The sequence below is a fragment of the Enterococcus larvae genome, from assembly GCF_017830045.1.
Taxonomy (GTDB): domain Bacteria; phylum Bacillota; class Bacilli; order Lactobacillales; family Enterococcaceae; genus Enterococcus_L; species Enterococcus_L larvae.
The window spans coordinates 448860-465332 of sequence record NZ_JAEDXU010000002.1 but is presented as its reverse complement, the minus strand read 5'-3'; the positions used below and the strand labels follow the sequence as shown (position 1 = coordinate 465332).

Sequence of the window (16473 nt, the reverse complement as noted above, 5' to 3'; positions counted from 1 at the left end):
TTTTTTAGTGTATGAAGCTAGCTTTTCCGGCGTGGAACAGCCGTCGATTCTCGAACGATCAGTTCTGTACTGAGGAAAATCCTACGTGAGATCCCCGGATTTTCTAAACGCTCATGCAAAGTCATAACCCCTGTTTCACCCATTTCCTCGGTAAAGGCGTGGACAGTAGACAATGGGGGAGAGACATAACGTGAAATCGACAGATCATTGATTCCCATCACACTGATTTCTTCAGGCACTTTGATGTTATGAGCTGTCAGCGTGTGGATCACACCGATTGCGAAAGCATCATTTGCAGCTAAAATAGCAGTTGGCAGGTCATCCGTCCAATCCTTCAAGGCCTGCTCTGTCATTTTTTCTCCGGTGCTGACATCTAAACGGCTATTTTCCTTGAGGATAAAATATTTCTCCTTGAAAAGCTGACGATCATTGATCATGTCTAAGTACATGTTTGCTGTTGGCGTTTTATAGCGGCGATAGCCATGCAGATTTTGACTTTCTTCTGCTCCAATAAAAGCAATTTTCTCATGACCAAGCTCAAACAGGTGATTGAGTGCCAGCTCCGTTGCCTGTGAAAAATCTGTGTTGACTGAATCGTAATCCTCTAATGGGAAATTACTGCCAATGACACAAAGGTTCGGATGGAGCTGCTGAAGCTGTTGAAGCGTCTCCTGTGTGAATTTTCCGATAGCGAGAAGTCCGTCAACGGCTTTGATGGACTGATCATCAATTTGAGAGAGCTTCAAAATGTCGTAGCCTAACTCAGCCGCTCGCTTTTCTACACCAAAGCGAATAGACATGTAATAAATATCTTCTAATTCCTCATCATCGGTGCGCCATTGAATGATACCGATCGATCGTTCATTTTTCTTCTCAGCTGCATGGGCATCAGCGCTTTCTATAATTCTTTTTTTATTCTTTGCTTTGTACTTTGTATAATTCAGATTTTCAGCTGTTTCGAAAATCTTCCGTTTGGTTTCTTCAGTAACGGAGAGAGTTGTATCGTAATTCAGCACACGGGAAACAGTTGAAATCGACACATTCGCTGCTTGTGCAATATCTGTGATTGTTGCCATAGTCATACCTCCTCATATTATGATTTTTTCTCTATACCCATAGTATATTTCTTTTTAGTAAAAAAAATCAAGTCTTAAAAAATATTTTTACTAAAAAAGCTTGATTATTTTTGTAAAAAATAGTAAAATTTTCCTAAAGAAAGCGTTTTACATGAAAGGGAGGCGGTTTTGTGAAAAGAAAACGTAGGTATTTGCTTTTATCAGTTTTACTTCTATCATTTCTATCCGGCTGCTCTTCTGAAATGAAAGGGGAGAGTGAACGACAAGCTTCTTTCAGTAAGGAAGCGGTAGAAAACATAAAAGAGAAGGCGAAGCATTATTCAAATCAAGCGTTTCAAGATGGAGAAGTTCCTTTGAATGAATTCGTGCAAATCAAAGGAACGATTTTAAAGAGTGATAGCAGTGAAAAGGTATTGAAGAAAGGTGATCGTTTTATTCTAATTAGCGAAAATAGTCAATATCAAGTATTTAATGAACAGGAAAATGATTTTGAGGTTGGGGATGACGTGACAGTCTATGGTGAATATTATGGATTTCTCAAAGGTATTCTGATTGAAAAGGATGGGTAGGAATCATGTTGAATAAACGAATCAAAGAAAACACATTTGAAACAAAGGAGGAGGTCAGCAGAGGGTTTCTAGATTTATTATCACCAGTGCTGCCGTTTTTTCAGGCTGATGATCCTGGACACCTGAAATTGGGTAGTCACGGAACTGTTTATACTGAAACAAAGCGAGAAGCCGAAGCTTTTCTGAGACCTTTATGGGGCTTAGGCCCATTTTTGACAACACAGGATCATTCGATTTTGGAAACTTATATGCATGGTATCAAAGCAGGTACTGATCCTGATAATCCAGCTTATTGGGGTCAAGTGACAAATTTTGACCAGCTGATTGTTGAAATGGCTTCTCTTAGCACATTCTTACTTTTAAACAAGGAGAAGACATGGGACATTCTGACCATTGACGAGCAAGAAAATCTATATCAATGGTTGATTCAGGCGAACGAGCATACGATTCCAAAAAATAATTGGCATTTTTTCCGAGTGTTAGTCAATGTTGCTATGAAAAAATGCGGCAAACCGTACTCTCAGGAAATGATCGATCAGGATTTAGCAATAATTGATTCATTTTATATAGGGAAGGGCTGGTATTTTGACGGCGTTGAAACACAAATCGATTATTACGTCTCATTTGCCATCCACTACTATAGCTTACTATACTGTCGTTTTATGGAAGAGGACGATCCAAAACGTGTTCAGAAGATGAAGAAACGAGCAACATTATTTGCTCAGACCTTTAAATATTGGTTCGACAGTACTGGCGAAGCGATCCCTTTTGGGCGCAGCTTGACTTACCGTTTTGCACAGGTATCCTTTTTCAGCGCTTTAGTATTCGCTAATGTGGAGGCTTTGCCATGGGGAGAAATTAAAGGGTTGATCAGTCGTCATATGCATCGTTGGATGAACCATGAAATATTCACTCCGGAAGGACTACTTTCTGTAGGGTATCATTATCAGAATTTGACCTTTGCCGAAGGATATAATGCACCGGGTTCTCCATATTGGTCATTCAAGACATTCATTCTATTAGCAGTCCCTGAGGATCATCCATATTGGCAAGCAGAGCCTCAGCCGTTGCAAATCGAAGAAAACCCATTGAGTCTTCCTGAAAGCCGCAGTTTTTATCAGTACAACGATGATAGAAGTCATCTTCAAGTATTTCCAGCAGGGCAGTTTCTTCATTTTCAAAATCATGCCGGAGCAAAATACAACAAGTTTGTTTACTCTTCGCAATTTGGCTTCAGCGTACCGAAAAGCAGCTACCTTTACTATGAAGGAGCATTTGACAGCTGTTTAGCTGTAGCAGAGAATGATTGCCATTTCCGAAGCAAAGATCAGGATATCACTTATGAAATAGGCTCAGATAGAATCATTCATTACTGGCAGCCATGGAGCGATGTGACGATCAAGAGTACGATCATCCCTATAACGAACTGTCACATACGGATTCATGAGGTCCAAACGCAGCGTATGATTGATGTTTATGAAGGCGGATTCAGTCTGCCGCTGAATGAAGCACATGCTCCCTTGATCGATGGACAACGAGCGATGTATGAAACGACAGAAGGTATCTCAAGTGTGGAAGGGATCTATGGATTTGATAAGGCTGATGTCGTGCGGACAGAACCGAATACTAATTTATTTTATCCGGTAACGATGCTGCCGCATATCAAAGGACATCTAGAGAAAGGAAACCATGTGTTGATTTCTGTCATCAGTGGTAGATTATCTGATGAAACGCTGGAAAATCCGGAAATTTCAATTGAGAGAAATAAAATCATTATTACACAGGCAGAGAAAAGCTGGTTCGCTGCATTGGAAAACTAGGAGGAAGTTATGGAAACTGTGTCAGTAAAAGACAGCCTGTTCTGGCTGCCGAAAGAAATTGATTATGTTTTAAGAAAAATTCGGGAAAATCAATCGACCTTTGAAGTATTGGTCCCGCCCGCTGCCAGTCAAGAACAGGTTTATGAACCGGAGGGAAACACCGATTGGACAGCCAGCTTTTGGATAGGTATGCTCTTTTTGGCGAAGGAGCTGACGGGTTCGGCAGACTTTGATTCAACCATTTCCAGTCAGCTTCACTCTTTCAAGAAGCGATTGGATCAGGAGGTAGAATTAGAAACACATGATATTGGTTTTCTCTACATCTTGTCAGCAATTGCCGATTATCATGTGAATGGCAATGAAGCTTCTAAAGAGTTAGCTGTCAAAGCGGCAGATTTATTGATGAAGCGTTATTCTCCTAAAGCTAAAATCATCCAAGCATGGGGGGATTTGAACGATCCGAACGAACGTGGAAGAATGATCATTGACTGTTTGATGAACCTGCCGCTTTTATATTTTGCCTCAGAAGCAACAGGAGATGAACGCTATGAAAAGGCAGCCTACGCTCATGCACTGCAGACACAAAAATACATTGTGCGTCCCAACTATACAACCTACCACACCTATTTCTTTGATACGGAAACTGGTGAAGCCTTAGATGGTAAAACCGCACAGGGCTATTCAGACAGCTCCTGTTGGGCACGTGGACAAGCATGGGGGATTTATGGATTTACACTCAGCTATCTTTATACAGGAGATGTCTCCTTTTTAGAAACAGCAAAGCATCTGGCAGACTATTTTATTGAAGAACTACCAGCAGACAAAATTTGTTATTGGGATTTAGTGTTCAGCGATGGAAGCGGAGAAGAACGAGACAGCTCAGCGGCATCGATTGCGGTTTGCGGTTTGTTGGAATTGTCAAAGCAATTGCCGCTTTCTGATGAAAAGCATGAGACCTATGAAAAGGCCGCACTGGACATCATGGCTGCTTTAGCAGAAAACTATACGACACGGAATACTCCAAATTCGAATGGTCTGCTGCTGCATGGTGTATACGACAAGAATTCTGATAAAGGTGTGGATGAGTGTATGATTTGGGGCGACTATTACTATGTAGAAGCTCTGACACGACTGGCAATCAGTTGGTACAGCTATTGGTAAATATCAAGGGGAACCTTGAAGTATAAAAAATATTGGAGGTCTTGAAATGAAATTTTGGAAAAAAAGTCTAACTACTGTTGCACTACTGGGACTTGCTGCTGGATTAACAGCATGTGGAGGAGGCTCTGATAAATCTGGAAGTAAGGATTCCACTGCATCAGATGGGGATATTGAATTAACGGTCACAACTTGGAACTATGATACGACCCCTGAATTCGAAAAGCTATTCCGAGCATTTGAGGAAGCTAATCCCGGAATCACCGTTACTCCTGTAGATATCGCTTCGGATGATTATGATACGAAGCTTACGACAATGCTTTCATCAGGAGATACAACAGATATCCTAACGATGAAAAATCTTCTTTCTTATTCTAATTATGCCTTACGTGATCAATTGGTTGATTTGACAGATCATCTGAAGGATATAGATATCGAACCTGCAGCTGCCAGCTATGAGATGTATGAAGTTAGCGGAAAAACGTATGCTCAACCTTATCGTACAGATTTTTGGGTGTTGTATTACAACAAAGCGATGTTTGATGAAGCAGGGATAGATTATCCGGATAATTTAACTTGGGAAGAATACGAAGAAATTGCTGAAAAACTCTCCAAGCCTGAAGAACAGGTTTATGGTGCTTACCAGCATACATGGCGTTCAACGATCCAGGCAATTGCTGCTGCTCAAAATGACGGCAACTTGCTTGATCCGGATTATAGCTATATGACAGATTATTATGATCGTGCACTGCGTATGCAGGATGCGAAGTCTCAAATGGACTTTGGGACAGCTAAGTCTACAAAGGTCACTTACCAGTCTCAATTTGAAAATTCCAAGACAGCAATGATGTATATGGGTACATGGTATATGGGTGCATTGTTGACGAATAAGGATGAAGGTAAAACAGATGTAGAGTGGGGCATTGCACAAATTCCTCAAAAAGAAGCAGGGGAAGCAATTGATACCTTTGGTTCCCCAACGGCATTTGCAGTCAATAAAAACTCTAAGCAGCAGGAAGCAGCTCAAAAGTTTCTTGATTTCTGTTCAGGAGAAGAAGGCGCTAAGGTCTTAGCAGAAGTTGGGGTTGTACCATCCTATAAAACGGATGCAATTGATGATCTGTACTTTTCACGGAAAGGAATGCCTTCAGATGAAGTATCGAAAACTGCTTTTAATCCGGAAAATGTTGCTATCGAATTTCCGGTAGATAAAAATGGTCCAGCAATCGATAAAATTTTGCAAGAAGAGCATGACCTGATTCTTGTGAATGATGAAACACCGAAAGACGGCATCAAGAACATGGAAAAACGTGTGAAATCTGAAATAGAATAAGACCCTCATGGAGTAAAAAAAGCAGCTGTGAGGAGCTTTAAGAAAGGGGGACTGCTGCCTGATAAGCCCCAATAGACTTGTCAGGCAGCTTTTTTATGGAAATTACATCTAAAACAAAAGCCGCTGGTCGATTAAAGCGGAAAAATACATTGATTGCCTGGTCATTCATTGCGCCAAACTTTATCGGTTTTTTCTTGTTTACCTTGATCCCTGTTGTATTTTCACTGGTTTTGGCCTTTATGAGCTGGGATTCATTTTCAGCACCTGAGTTTGTCGGTTTGAAGAATTTTACTAAGATGCTTGGCGATGACACCTTTTGGATTTCATTAAAGAATACATTCCTTTACACAATTGGCGTTGTTCCGCTAACCTTGATTGCTTCTTTAGGCTTGGCGATCCTGCTGAATCAAAAAATTCGTGGAATGAAGATGTTTAGAACCGCCTTTTTCTTCCCATACGTCACTTCTCTGGTAGCAATAGCAGTGGTTTGGAATATGCTTTTCCATCCGACTATGGGGCCAATCAATCAATTTTTGCGTCATTTTATAGAAAACCCGCCTGGCTGGACTTCCAGCTCAGATTGGGCGCTGACAGCAATTGTGATCGTTAGTGTTTGGCGCGGGATGGGGTATTATATGATTTTATACTTGGCAGGTCTTCAGAGTATTCCCAAAGAGCTGTATGAAGCAGCTTCAATGGATGGGGCAAATAAATGGAAACAGTTCATGAACGTGACACTGCCGTCATTAAGATCGACAACTTTTTTTGTGACGATCATGTTGGTGATCAACTGTTTCAAGATTTTCGATTTGGTACAGGTAATGACAGGAGGAGGACCGGGGCGAGCAACGAATGTTCTGGTTTATAACATTTATAATGAAGCCTTTGTGAAATTCAATTTTGGTTATGCATCGGCAATCGCTATGGTGTTATTTGTAATTGTTCTGCTGATCACTGTTGTGCAATTCAAATGGAATCAACTACGAGAACGCTAATAAGGAGGCGAGATATATGGAAGCAACTGCATTAAAAACGGAAGAAAAAAAGAAAGAGAAAAAAGGACGAGTGACCCTTGGACGAATCCTATTGATCGGCCTCTTGCTGGTTTTGGCATTGATTACTTTGGTTCCATTCATTTGGATGCTGTCCGCTTCTTTCAAAACGAATAATGAGGTATTTACGATCCCAATCCAATGGGTACCAAAGGAATGGCATCCTGAGAACTATTCAGTGATTTGGGAACGTATTCCGCTTGTAACCTTCTTCAAAAATACGGCCTTTTTAAGTATTATTATCACATTGATCCAGCTGTTGACATCCAGCTTTGCAGCATATGGTTTCTCAAAGATGCATTTTCGGGGTCGAGATACATTATTCCTTGCTTATATCGCCACTATTGCTGTTCCTTGGCAATCCTATATGATTCCGCAATTCATCATGATGCGTCAAATCGGTCTAACAGATACACTCTGGTCTTTGGTACTGCTTCAAGCATTCAGTGCTTTCGGCGTTTTCTTATTGAAACAATATTACAGCAGCATTCCTGATGAGCTATGTGAGAGCGCTAGGATCGACGGATTGACTGAATGGGGTATTTATCGAAAAATCATCTTACCACTGACGAAGCCCGCTTTAGCAAGTTTGACAATCATCACCTTTGTGAATACTTGGAATGATTACATGGGGCCATTCATTTATTTATCTTCTACAGAAAATAAAACAATCCAGCTGGGACTAAAAATGTTTGTCGGGCTCTTTGATGCAGAATATGCGTTGATCATGGCTGCTTCAGTAGTATCTATTTTACCAGTTGGCATCGTGTTTTTGACTATGCAGAAGTATTTTGTAGAGGGAATTGCTACCTCAGGGATGAAGGGGTAAAAGAAAGAGGGATAGAGAGATGTTTCGAAAACAAACCTTTGATAATAACATTTATATGAAGCTGTTTCGCTGGGTGTATATTGTTCTGATGACCAGTGTTTGTTTCACACTGACGATACTGCCTTTTTTTCTTGCAGTTCTATTATTGGCAATCGATAGTCGGAATGTTCTTCCTTTTATTGGCAGTTTACTCTTTTTTGGCCCAGCTATGCCTGCAGTATTCTCTGTTATAGATAGCTTCAAAGAGGAACTGGATGTAGAACCTGTCCATAGTTTTTTCAAGGCTTATCGCCGGTTTTGGTTACAAGGACTGTTGCTCTGGTTACCGGGATTGGCGGGTACAATTATTGCGGCAGTAGACATACTTTTCTTCATAAAGGTCCCAAATGGTCAGTGGCTGATGCCGTTCTTTTTCATTCTCGCAGCTATGGGAATTGCTTTAAGTATCAACTGTTGGTATTTTCAGATGAAAAACCCTACAGCATCGATTCGAGCTGTTTTTCAGATTTCTATGTATTACATTGTTAAGAAATGGTATATCAGCCTATTGAACGTGGTGCTGTACCTGTTGATTCCGCTATTGATGCTTTTGAAGCCTCAGTTTGGCTTTATAATTACACCATCGCTGCTAGCCGGATTGATTTATTTAAATGCCGGCAAGCTTCACGGTAGTCATTTAAAGCAGCAATCATAAAAGAAGTGTGTGGACGCTGTTTGTTCCACACACTTCTTTTATTTCTGTATTGACTCGATGGTTTTAAAGGAGAGAATCCGTGTGTTTAATGGCGTGTTTATTTTTCAAAAATGATTTCCTTCAGGTATTCTTTTTGACCTGCTGAATACATAAAGATCACTTTGATTGTTCCGGTATCAAAGGGAATCTGGAGGTCATAATCTGAGCTTTCTCCGCTTTGGATATTGAATGTCATATACAGAAGACTTTTCCCGCTATATTCTTCATCATCATTTTGGACCCAATCTTCGCCATCCTTTTTTAAAGTAACCGTTTCAGATTGATGGATGGTTATGATGTCTGTTGATTTATTTGTGATTGTCACACGATCCTTTGCTTCATTTAGAACAAAGGATATGTATCGATCCCCTTCAGTAGACGAGTTGGTAGAGAAGGTCATTTTTGACTCTTGGTTTTTAGTACGATTTGGCTTGGTGCAACCGGAAAACAAGGTCAAGAGCAGTAGGCAAACCAATATTTTTTTCATAGATTACTCCCATTAATAAGCATTCTTTCATTCAACCATACCATTGATGTTACATTTAGCCAATCCTTCTTCAACACGCAAATTTTTTTACTATCTACTTGAGTGTAGGGTATTCCCGGTTTTCTATATGCTATAATTTAAGTTGGAAGTGAAAAGGAGGTAGAAAAAATGGATTCAGACTCGGTTTTACAACTAGGGATTGCTCTAATGAGCTTGGTTTTCGGCGTACAGTTACTACGAGGAAAATGGTTGATGCTGATTGCCGGCTATAATACGATGAGCGAAGAGAAACGACAGAGGGTTAATGGAAAAGCACTTGGAAAAGCATTAGGCGTTTTTCTGCTGTATGTAGCGGTTTTATGTGTTCTTCCAGTCTGGTTTTCCGTTATCAACGATTTCTTTGGCTGGTTGATCATTCTACCGACATTGTTTTTATTGGTTTATACAAATATTTCTTCAAGATTCAAAAAGTGAATCTTATCTATAAAGAGCCTTTAAATATAGTAATTAATAGGAGAGGAGTTATGTCATGGGACATGTTGTCGTGGTTCAGCCGATACATGAATGGAAAAAGGAAAAGGGATTGACGAATTATTATGTTTTTTCTACTGACTTATGGGAAAAGGAGGTTCCTTTTTCTGTTTCTTTAGAAAAACCATTGGAGGAACTGAACATACAGGAAAAATATTTATTGGTAAAGATTGTCACAAAGGAAATCAACTGGGTCGAAAACAATAAAGAAATGCTCATTGATGCTTTAGTTGATGATGGGATGTTGGAGTTAGCAGAAGATTGGGTCAGTGGAGCCCAAGAAGTTGAAGGAAAAGAAGCGTGTTATGAAGTAGAGAATGGACAACAGGTGCAGCTGCCAATCAGTAAGAAGGATTTCGCTGGCAGTTTGTTTTTCAACAGTTTGGGAATTACTTTTGACGCTGATTTAGCAGATTTTTCTATGACTATGTACTTGGAGTGCAGTCCTGATTATTTTGCGTATCACGCCATCAATGTTTCTTATAATGCCAATCATGAAATTGAGGTTGATGGATTGTGCGGTTAACAATTCTGTTTTTGAATCGGCGCTTCGGCTGTGTTGAGCACGCTAAAATCGTGCATAAGAAAAGTCAAAGATTTTACTAGATCATTGCCTATTACTGGTATTACAATCATTCTGGTTATAAAATGAATGTAGGATAAATACTGGAGGGATGAGTTATGAATAAGCAAAGCACGAACAAGAAAATCGATAAGATTCAGCTTTTGAAAGCAATAATAACGATCGTATCCGGAATTTTGCTGCTGAAAGCCGTACTAAAAAAGAAGGCTTAAATTTAGTTGCTATCTATCAACCGAATCTATGAGCTGCTGGGACCTTTCTCTTGAAGGGTCTTTTTTTGTTTGAAATTCTCAAGTTTGGATTATGTTATGATGGTAAGAGACATAAAAAAAGAAGTGAGGGGACAAGGATGATTCTATTTGCGGCAGTTCTTTTAGTGATTACTTTTTTGTTCTTCTACTTGATGAAGCAGTCCAAGAAACCTACAGGAATCGTCGGACGAGGAATGATGAAGATTTGGAATCGTGTGTACCTTCCGATGGCTCGTTGGTCCTTGACAGTCTTTACAGAGAGAAAAGCAGAACGAATTTTGGACATCGGCGTTGGAAACGGCGCTTCCACATTGCTGTTGAAGGAATATTTTCCAGATGCTCAGATTGTTGGTATTGATATCTCCGATGCGGCGATTCAAGCAGCAAATGACCGAGCAGTCGTTGGTGTTCAATTTTTTGTCAGAAGTATAGAAGAGACGCAGTTGAAAAAAGAAAGCTATGACTTAGTGACAGCTTACCAAACGCACTTTCATTGGGAAGACTTGGATAAAGCTTTTGTAGAAATTTATCGAGTACTTAAGTCGGATGGTATTCTGTTGATTGCATGTGAGCAAGCGAAGCTTCATTATTATTTGAAAGATATTGCAAAAACAACTGTATTTGCAGACTATATGGCTAGATGGGGATTTGAGCTGGAAAATACTGCTGAATCAAGTGGCTGGATAACGTATTTATTACGGAAAAAATGAAATTAGTGTTGTAATAAGCGGGACAGATTTTAATCAAAATCTGTCCCGCTTATTTTGTAATGATGGTCTTATATTTTACAAATCTATGGACTTCACTTCGTCGACGATTTCATTTACTTGAATAAAATCGATGTTCTTACACCGATCATTCGCCGGGCAAGGAACAATCGTTCCAAAAGGCAAAGTGGAAAGAACTGCATAGAAGGCAAGCAATGTTGCAAAACCTGTGATAAAAAAAGCAAAGCCTGTCAAGATAGTCAGCAAAATAAAAATGATAAATGCCAGGAACCTTCTGAAAATGTACCGTATCTTTTCTTTTCTGTCATTGAAAGCCACCTGTACATAATCCGCATAAATGATTTTTTTATTAAGCAATTGTTCAATTTGCTGACCTTCTTTTTTACTACGAATGCCTAGAATAATCGTGAGGGCAATTGGAGCGAGGATCAGCAAAGACAAACGAAGAGAAAATGATGTAGAAACATGTATTCTCTCTAAAAAATATAAAAGACTGAAAAAAGCTAGCATGCTCCACCAAGAAGGAGGTGCTTGAGTAAAAAGCTTTTCCCTCACTAAAATATCAGCTTCTTCTTCAGCTAAAATATAGGCTTTTTTCTTGGTTAGCCACAACCTAAATGCCGACTTATTGAAATAACGATTTCCAGTCATATCCAATAAAAAACTTTTTCCATCTTTTCTTAAAATATACCAGTTGTTACTAAAGGTGGTTCTTATTTCCATGGTACCAACTCCTTTTTATATGTAGACCAGTATATCATTAAATAAAAACGTGCACTATATGAATTACGATATGTCAGTAATTCTTTCGGATGTTTCACTATATTCAAAAAGTTTCAGCTTATCGAATTGAGCATGTACAGCTCCATCGATTTTGCTGTTTAGGAAACAGAAAAGGAGCTGCAGTTGACTGCAGCTCCTTTCAATTTTCTTTTAATAGACTATCTTATCCCTAAAGCAATACGTGCATAGCGGGACATTTTATCAGTTGTCCATGCAGGATACCAGACTAGCTTAACTTCAACATTCTTCACTTCAGGAATGTCAGCTACAGCTTGGTGAATCTGTTCTGTCAGGATATCTGCCAGAGGGCAGCCCATAGTTGTCAGGGTCATCTTGATGACCGTCTCGCCGGTTTCATCGAATTCTATTTCATAAATCAAGCCTAAATTTACAATATCAATGCCTAATTCAGGGTCAATTACTGTTTCAAGAGCTGTTAAAATCTCTTCTTTGATCCCTTCAATTTCTTCAGCAGACCATTTTTGTTCTTCGCTCATTGTCTTCTCGACTCCTTTATCGTTAGCTATCGTTTATGATACCTTCTTTTTGGCATTTTGTAAATGAGAATATCTTTCAGTTGGTGAGGAATGAGAGGATCTGGAAATGTAAAAAAGAGATGACTCCATTGGAAGCTGGTTTTTCCTGAAAAAGAATAATTATAGAAAAAGGTTGACAAATTATTAAGAAATTTGTAAACTGGTTGATGTTAACACATTGTAAATATGTTTTCATGTGACTAGATAATACTAGGCATGGAAGAATTTCGTATACGTGTGAGTCCTTCATACTATTATATGGGATTGTTCTATGCTTTTTTTGCGTCTTCGATCGAGATGAAAACAGGCAAACACTTCTGCAGAAGAGGAATGTTTATGAAAATTAAAAAAGTGCTAAACCAAAACGCAGTTCTTGTCTTTGACGAAGGACAGGAGAAAGTTGCTGTCGGCAAGGGTGTTGGTTTCAACAAAAAAAAGAATGACTTGCTGTATCCGCAGCAGATAGAACGGATTTTTGTGATGGAACCGGAAGGTCTGAAAAAACTTCAGGTCTTGTTATCCCAAATCGACGAGAAATATTTTTTTGCAACAGAAGAAATCATCAAGTACGCTGAGAATTCTCTTGGCGAAAAGCTGAATGCCCATATCAATGTCGGCTTGAGCGATCATATCGCTTTTGCTGCTGAGAATATTCAGAATAATATCATTGTTCGAAACAAACTACTGAACGAAATCGAGATTCTTTATAGTGAGGAATTTGCGATTGCGCAGTGGGCAGTGGATTATCTGACTCAGACATTGGGGTTGCCGTTTAGTTATGATGAAGCTGGATACATTGCTATCCATATTCACAGTGCTCGAGGTGGTCGGACAGATAACAGCAAGAGTATACGCGAAGTTACTATTGTTTCTGAAATTATACGATTGATTGAAAAAGAACTGGATATCGATGTCTACTCTGAGCAGATGAGCCTGAGCTATTCACGCTTGGCGAATCATCTACGCTTGTTCATCCATCGCTTTGAGCAGAATCATTATGCGGTATTGGATGATGATATCCTCGATGTTGTTCGAAAAAAATATGCAGAAAGCTACGAAATCGCAAAGAAAATTCAAGTACTACTAATGAAAAACTTTCATTATCAAGTACCGAGTGAAGAGCTGGGTTATCTGGCAATTCATATTGAGCGGTTGCGTATGATCAAAAACAAATAGAAAAGGGGTTATGTATCATGAAAGAATACATGCAAAGAATGGGTCGTTCATTAATGCTTCCAGTCGCAGTGCTTCCGGCTGCAGCGATCCTGATGGGGATTGCAAACTGGGTCGGTAATGGAGATCCGAATGTCAATGTATTTACTATTTTTATGTTTAATGCCGGAGATGCGATTCTTGGACATCTGGCGCTGTTATTTGCTGTAGGGTTGGCTTTGGGAATGTCTAAAGATAAAGATGGATCAGCTGCTTTAGCAGGTTTGGTTGCTTATCTGATTCCTGAAAAACTATTGGCTCCTGCATCTGTTCAAATGATTCAAGGATTGGATGATGTCAGTGAAGTAGCTGCAGCATTTTCAAAAATCCAGAATAATGTTTTGATTGGGATCATTGCCGGTTTAGTAGCAGCGGCAATGTATAATCGTTTCTCTAATGTGAAGCTGCCGATGGCGTTGTCCTTCTTTAGTGGGAAACGTCTGGTTCCGATCATGGCAGCCGCTTCAATGGTTGTTATCTCGGCAGGTCTTTACTTCATCTGGCCAGTTATCTTTAACGGACTTGTAGCGTTTGGTGAAGCTATTTCCGGTCTAGGATTCATTGGCGCCGGACTATACGGATTCTTTAACCGTCTATTGATTCCAACTGGACTGCACCATGCCTTGAACTCTGTGTTCTGGTTTGATGTTGCGGGGATCAATGATATCGGAAACTTCCTTGGTGGTCAAAAGGCAATCGAAGAAGGTCTGGCTATTGTTGGTAAAACAGGGATGTATCAAGCTGGGTTCTTCCCGGTAATGATGTTCGGTTTACCAGCTGGTGCTTTAGCAATTTATCAAAGCGCTCGTCCTGAAAAGAAAAAAGCAACAGCTTCATTGATGATGGCTGCAGCGTTCGCTTCATTCTTTACAGGTGTAACTGAACCATTAGAATTCTCATTCATGTTTGTTGCATGGCCATTATATGTTCTGCACGCTGTATTTACAGGTCTGTCATTGGCAGTTGCAGCGTTCTTCCAATGGACTGCCGGATTTGCATTCAGTGCCGGATTTGTGGATTACTTCTTAAGCTTGAAAAATCCAGTAGCAAACAGCCCGTTGATGCTGATTGTTGAAGGTATTTTCCTTGCGGCAGTTTACTACTTCGGTTTCCGTTTTGCAATCAAGAAATTCAACTTGATGACACCGGGACGTGAAGAAGGCGATGGGGAAGAAACACCGGATGTTGCTGACGGCGACAACAAGTTTGCGTCATTGGCACGTAAAATTTATGAAGGCTTAGGCGCACAAGGCAACGTAACATCAATTGATAATTGTACAACTCGTCTGCGCTTAACAGTAAAAGATACTGGAACTGTGGATCAAAGCAAGATCAAAGCGACAGGTGTCCCTGGCGTAAAAGTGATCGATGATAAAAATATTCAAGTTATTGTTGGAACCGAAGTCCAGTTTGTTGCGGATGAAATGACTAAGCTGCATAATTCAGGCGGAATTACAGGTGCACCAGCAGGTGAAGCAACAAAAAAGCCTGAAGCACAGTTGGAAACACCAGCGGCAACAGTAGCTGGCGGCACAACTGATCTTTATGCAGTAGCTGACGGTAAAGTTGTTCCAATCAGTGAAGTAAGTGATGACGTCTTCTCAGCAAAAATGATGGGTGACGGATATGCAGTACTTCCAACTAACGGAGAAGTCTTTACTCCTGTTGCAGGTAAAATCACAAATATTTTCCCAACAAAACATGCAATGGGGATCTTAACTGATTCAGGGATCGAAGTATTGCTGCATATGGGCTTAGATACAGTAGAATTGAAGGGTGAACCATTCACACTTCATGTAACTGAAGGTCAAACAGTAAATGCCGGCGACAAGATTGCGACAATTGATTTATCTGCTTTGGAAAAAGCAGGAAAGAAATCTGACTTGATCGTTGTATTTACAAATCAGGATGTTGTTTCTTCTTATGATTTAACAAAATCTGGTCAAGCTGTAAAAGCCAATGAAACAATTGGGAAAACAGTTGTAAAATAAAAAGAAATCGCAAAACAGGAAAGCCTCGAGTGATCGACTTTCCTGTTTTTTTGTTATCTTCTTAGTAAGTTGTTTTGCCACGAGTAAAAGGAGCATAGAAAATAGTGATAGGTTTTGATAAAATAAATGATATTGATAAAAAAAGAGGGGTAACGATGAATAATTTAGAAACAGAACGACTTTACTTGCGTAGTTTTGAGAAAACAGATGGTCCGGCACTATATGATTACCTTTCTGACGAAGAAGTTGTAAAATATGAGCCTTATAAAGCTTTTTCAATGGAAGAAGCGGAACAAGAAGCAATCAGACGATCGGGAAATCCTGATTTTTATGCGGTCTGTTTAAAGGATGACACATTGATTGGGAATGTTTATTTTAGTAAAGGCGCCTTTGATACTTGGATGATTGGGTATGTATTCAATAGAAGTTTCTGGGGACATGGCTATGCCTCTGAAGGTGTACAAGCTGTTGTTCAGCATGCATTTACAATACTTGATGCCCATCGCATCACTGCATTGTGCAACCCGGAGAATACCGCTTCATGGCAACTAATGGAGCGTGTAGGAATGAGACGAGAAGGAACGTTGAAGAAAAATGTTTTTTTCTGGAAAGATGAACAAGGAAATCCGATTTGGCAGGATACCTATGAGTATGGGTTATTGAAGGAAGAATATAGAGTATAGTGGGTGTTGACAAAAGAATGATCGCTAGTCAACTATGTAATAAAATATCCTAATAGGAAGTCAATCCGGTAAGCAAAATCAATTTTATCGTGCATCAATTGTGATGCAATTTAGCAAA

17 protein-coding genes are annotated in these 16473 nt (G+C 39.7%); 13 read left to right on the top strand and 4 right to left on the bottom strand.

Translation table 11 applies throughout. The annotated features are described in order from the left end of the window. Positions 1–17 precede the first annotated feature (17 nt). Positions 18–1076 (bottom strand): LacI family DNA-binding transcriptional regulator, encoded by a 1059-nt coding sequence (locus tag I6N96_RS06240; protein ID WP_209556672.1) that lies wholly within the window; start codon positions 1074–1076, stop codon positions 18–20. Positions 1077–1246: 170 nt separating this feature from the next. Here I6N96_RS06240 and I6N96_RS06235 point away from each other — a divergent pair, with 170 nt between their 5' ends. The 7 genes from I6N96_RS06235 to I6N96_RS06205 all read left to right on the top strand — a co-directional run bounded on the left by I6N96_RS06235 (position 1247) and on the right by I6N96_RS06205 (position 8531). Further along, on the top strand, positions 1247–1645 hold the full coding sequence (locus I6N96_RS06235) for a hypothetical protein (RefSeq protein ID WP_209556671.1): 399 nt from the start codon (positions 1247–1249) through the stop codon (positions 1643–1645). A 5-nt stretch (positions 1646–1650) separates the two neighbouring features. Then, positions 1651–3465 (top strand): DUF2264 domain-containing protein, encoded by a 1815-nt coding sequence (locus tag I6N96_RS06230; protein WP_209556670.1) that lies wholly within the window; start codon positions 1651–1653, stop codon positions 3463–3465. Positions 3466–3474: 9 nt separating this feature from the next. Beyond that, entirely contained in the window at positions 3475–4626 is a 1152-nt protein-coding gene (locus I6N96_RS06225; RefSeq protein WP_209556669.1) for a glycoside hydrolase family 88 protein, read from the top strand. Positions 4627–4672: 46 nt separating this feature from the next. Next, positions 4673–5956: an ABC transporter substrate-binding protein gene (locus I6N96_RS06220; protein ID WP_209556668.1), complete on the top strand. Its 1284-nt coding sequence runs from the start codon at positions 4673–4675 to the stop codon at positions 5954–5956. 95 nt (positions 5957–6051) lie between these two features. Continuing rightward, complete coding sequence (locus tag I6N96_RS06215) at positions 6052–6951, top strand: carbohydrate ABC transporter permease (protein WP_209556667.1); 900 nt, start codon at positions 6052–6054, stop codon at positions 6949–6951. Positions 6952–6967: 16 nt separating this feature from the next. Continuing rightward, positions 6968–7837: a carbohydrate ABC transporter permease gene (locus tag I6N96_RS06210; RefSeq protein WP_209556666.1), complete on the top strand. Its 870-nt coding sequence runs from the start codon at positions 6968–6970 to the stop codon at positions 7835–7837. A gap of 19 nt (positions 7838–7856) precedes the next feature. Continuing rightward, positions 7857–8531, top strand: coding sequence for a DUF624 domain-containing protein (locus I6N96_RS06205; RefSeq protein WP_209556665.1), 675 nt, complete (start codon positions 7857–7859; stop codon positions 8529–8531). Between the two features lie 97 nt (positions 8532–8628). Here I6N96_RS06205 and I6N96_RS06200 read toward each other — a convergent pair whose 3' ends face one another. Beyond that, positions 8629–9057, bottom strand: coding sequence for a hypothetical protein (locus I6N96_RS06200; protein WP_209556664.1), 429 nt, complete (start codon positions 9055–9057; stop codon positions 8629–8631). Positions 9058–9225: 168 nt separating this feature from the next. On the opposite strand from I6N96_RS06200, the gene I6N96_RS06195 reads away from it, so the two are divergent. The 3 genes from I6N96_RS06195 to I6N96_RS06185 all read left to right on the top strand — a co-directional run bounded on the left by I6N96_RS06195 (position 9226) and on the right by I6N96_RS06185 (position 11132). Continuing rightward, positions 9226–9531 carry a DUF3784 domain-containing protein gene (locus tag I6N96_RS06195; RefSeq protein WP_209556662.1) on the top strand — a complete coding sequence of 102 codons (306 nt, stop codon included), beginning with the start codon at positions 9226–9228 and terminating at the stop codon, positions 9529–9531. Positions 9532–9586: 55 nt separating this feature from the next. Then, positions 9587–10114, top strand: a complete 528-nt coding sequence (locus I6N96_RS06190; protein WP_209556660.1) for a DUF2262 domain-containing protein — start codon at positions 9587–9589, stop codon at positions 10112–10114. A 406-nt stretch (positions 10115–10520) separates the two neighbouring features. Continuing rightward, positions 10521–11132: a class I SAM-dependent methyltransferase gene (locus I6N96_RS06185; RefSeq protein WP_209556657.1), complete on the top strand. Its 612-nt coding sequence runs from the start codon at positions 10521–10523 to the stop codon at positions 11130–11132. A gap of 75 nt (positions 11133–11207) precedes the next feature. Here the strand turns inward: I6N96_RS06185 and I6N96_RS06180 are convergent, their stop codons facing one another. Then, complete coding sequence (locus I6N96_RS06180; protein WP_209556655.1) at positions 11208–11873, bottom strand: hypothetical protein; 666 nt, start codon at positions 11871–11873, stop codon at positions 11208–11210. Between the two features lie 218 nt (positions 11874–12091). Beyond that, positions 12092–12430, bottom strand: a complete 339-nt coding sequence (locus I6N96_RS06175; RefSeq protein WP_209556654.1) for a metal-sulfur cluster assembly factor — start codon at positions 12428–12430, stop codon at positions 12092–12094. Positions 12431–12805: 375 nt separating this feature from the next. Here I6N96_RS06175 and I6N96_RS06170 point away from each other — a divergent pair, with 375 nt between their 5' ends. The 3 genes from I6N96_RS06170 (at position 12806) to I6N96_RS06160 (ending at position 16355) form a co-directional block, all read left to right on the top strand. Then, the gene (locus I6N96_RS06170) at positions 12806–13645 is read left to right on the top strand and encodes a PRD domain-containing protein (protein ID WP_209556652.1); all 840 of its coding nucleotides are present in this window, start codon (positions 12806–12808) and stop codon (positions 13643–13645) included. Between the two features lie 17 nt (positions 13646–13662). Continuing rightward, complete coding sequence (nagE, locus tag I6N96_RS06165) at positions 13663–15672, top strand: N-acetylglucosamine-specific PTS transporter subunit IIBC (RefSeq protein ID WP_209556650.1); 2010 nt, start codon at positions 13663–13665, stop codon at positions 15670–15672. Between the two features lie 155 nt (positions 15673–15827). Further along, a complete protein-coding gene (locus I6N96_RS06160; protein WP_209556648.1) occupies positions 15828–16355 on the top strand; it encodes a GNAT family N-acetyltransferase in 528 nt (175 codons plus the stop codon). The last annotated feature ends 118 nt before the right edge of the window (positions 16356–16473 follow it).

Excerpts from the sequence above, each read along its gene's own strand:
- I6N96_RS06240 (WP_209556672.1), bottom strand. The coding sequence starts at position 1,076 with ATGGCAACAATCACAGATATTGCACAAGCAGCGAATGTGTCGATTTCA.
- I6N96_RS06230 (WP_209556670.1), top strand. The coding sequence starts at position 1,651 with ATGTTGAATAAACGAATCAAAGAAAACACATTTGAAACAAAGGAGGAG.
- I6N96_RS06225 (WP_209556669.1), top strand. The coding sequence starts at position 3,475 with ATGGAAACTGTGTCAGTAAAAGACAGCCTGTTCTGGCTGCCGAAAGAA.
- I6N96_RS06220 (WP_209556668.1), top strand. The coding sequence starts at position 4,673 with ATGAAATTTTGGAAAAAAAGTCTAACTACTGTTGCACTACTGGGACTT.
- I6N96_RS06215 (WP_209556667.1), top strand. The coding sequence starts at position 6,052 with ATGGAAATTACATCTAAAACAAAAGCCGCTGGTCGATTAAAGCGGAAA.
- I6N96_RS06210 (WP_209556666.1), top strand. The coding sequence starts at position 6,968 with ATGGAAGCAACTGCATTAAAAACGGAAGAAAAAAAGAAAGAGAAAAAA.
- I6N96_RS06205 (WP_209556665.1), top strand. The coding sequence starts at position 7,857 with ATGTTTCGAAAACAAACCTTTGATAATAACATTTATATGAAGCTGTTT.
- I6N96_RS06200 (WP_209556664.1), bottom strand. The coding sequence starts at position 9,057 with ATGAAAAAAATATTGGTTTGCCTACTGCTCTTGACCTTGTTTTCCGGT.
- I6N96_RS06195 (WP_209556662.1), top strand. The coding sequence starts at position 9,226 with ATGGATTCAGACTCGGTTTTACAACTAGGGATTGCTCTAATGAGCTTG.
- I6N96_RS06190 (WP_209556660.1), top strand. The coding sequence starts at position 9,587 with ATGGGACATGTTGTCGTGGTTCAGCCGATACATGAATGGAAAAAGGAA.
- I6N96_RS06185 (WP_209556657.1), top strand. The coding sequence starts at position 10,521 with ATGATTCTATTTGCGGCAGTTCTTTTAGTGATTACTTTTTTGTTCTTC.
- I6N96_RS06180 (WP_209556655.1), bottom strand. The coding sequence starts at position 11,873 with ATGGAAATAAGAACCACCTTTAGTAACAACTGGTATATTTTAAGAAAA.
- I6N96_RS06175 (WP_209556654.1), bottom strand. The coding sequence starts at position 12,430 with ATGAGCGAAGAACAAAAATGGTCTGCTGAAGAAATTGAAGGGATCAAA.
- I6N96_RS06170 (WP_209556652.1), top strand. The coding sequence starts at position 12,806 with ATGAAAATTAAAAAAGTGCTAAACCAAAACGCAGTTCTTGTCTTTGAC.
- nagE (WP_209556650.1), top strand. The coding sequence starts at position 13,663 with ATGAAAGAATACATGCAAAGAATGGGTCGTTCATTAATGCTTCCAGTC.
- I6N96_RS06160 (WP_209556648.1), top strand. The coding sequence starts at position 15,828 with ATGAATAATTTAGAAACAGAACGACTTTACTTGCGTAGTTTTGAGAAA.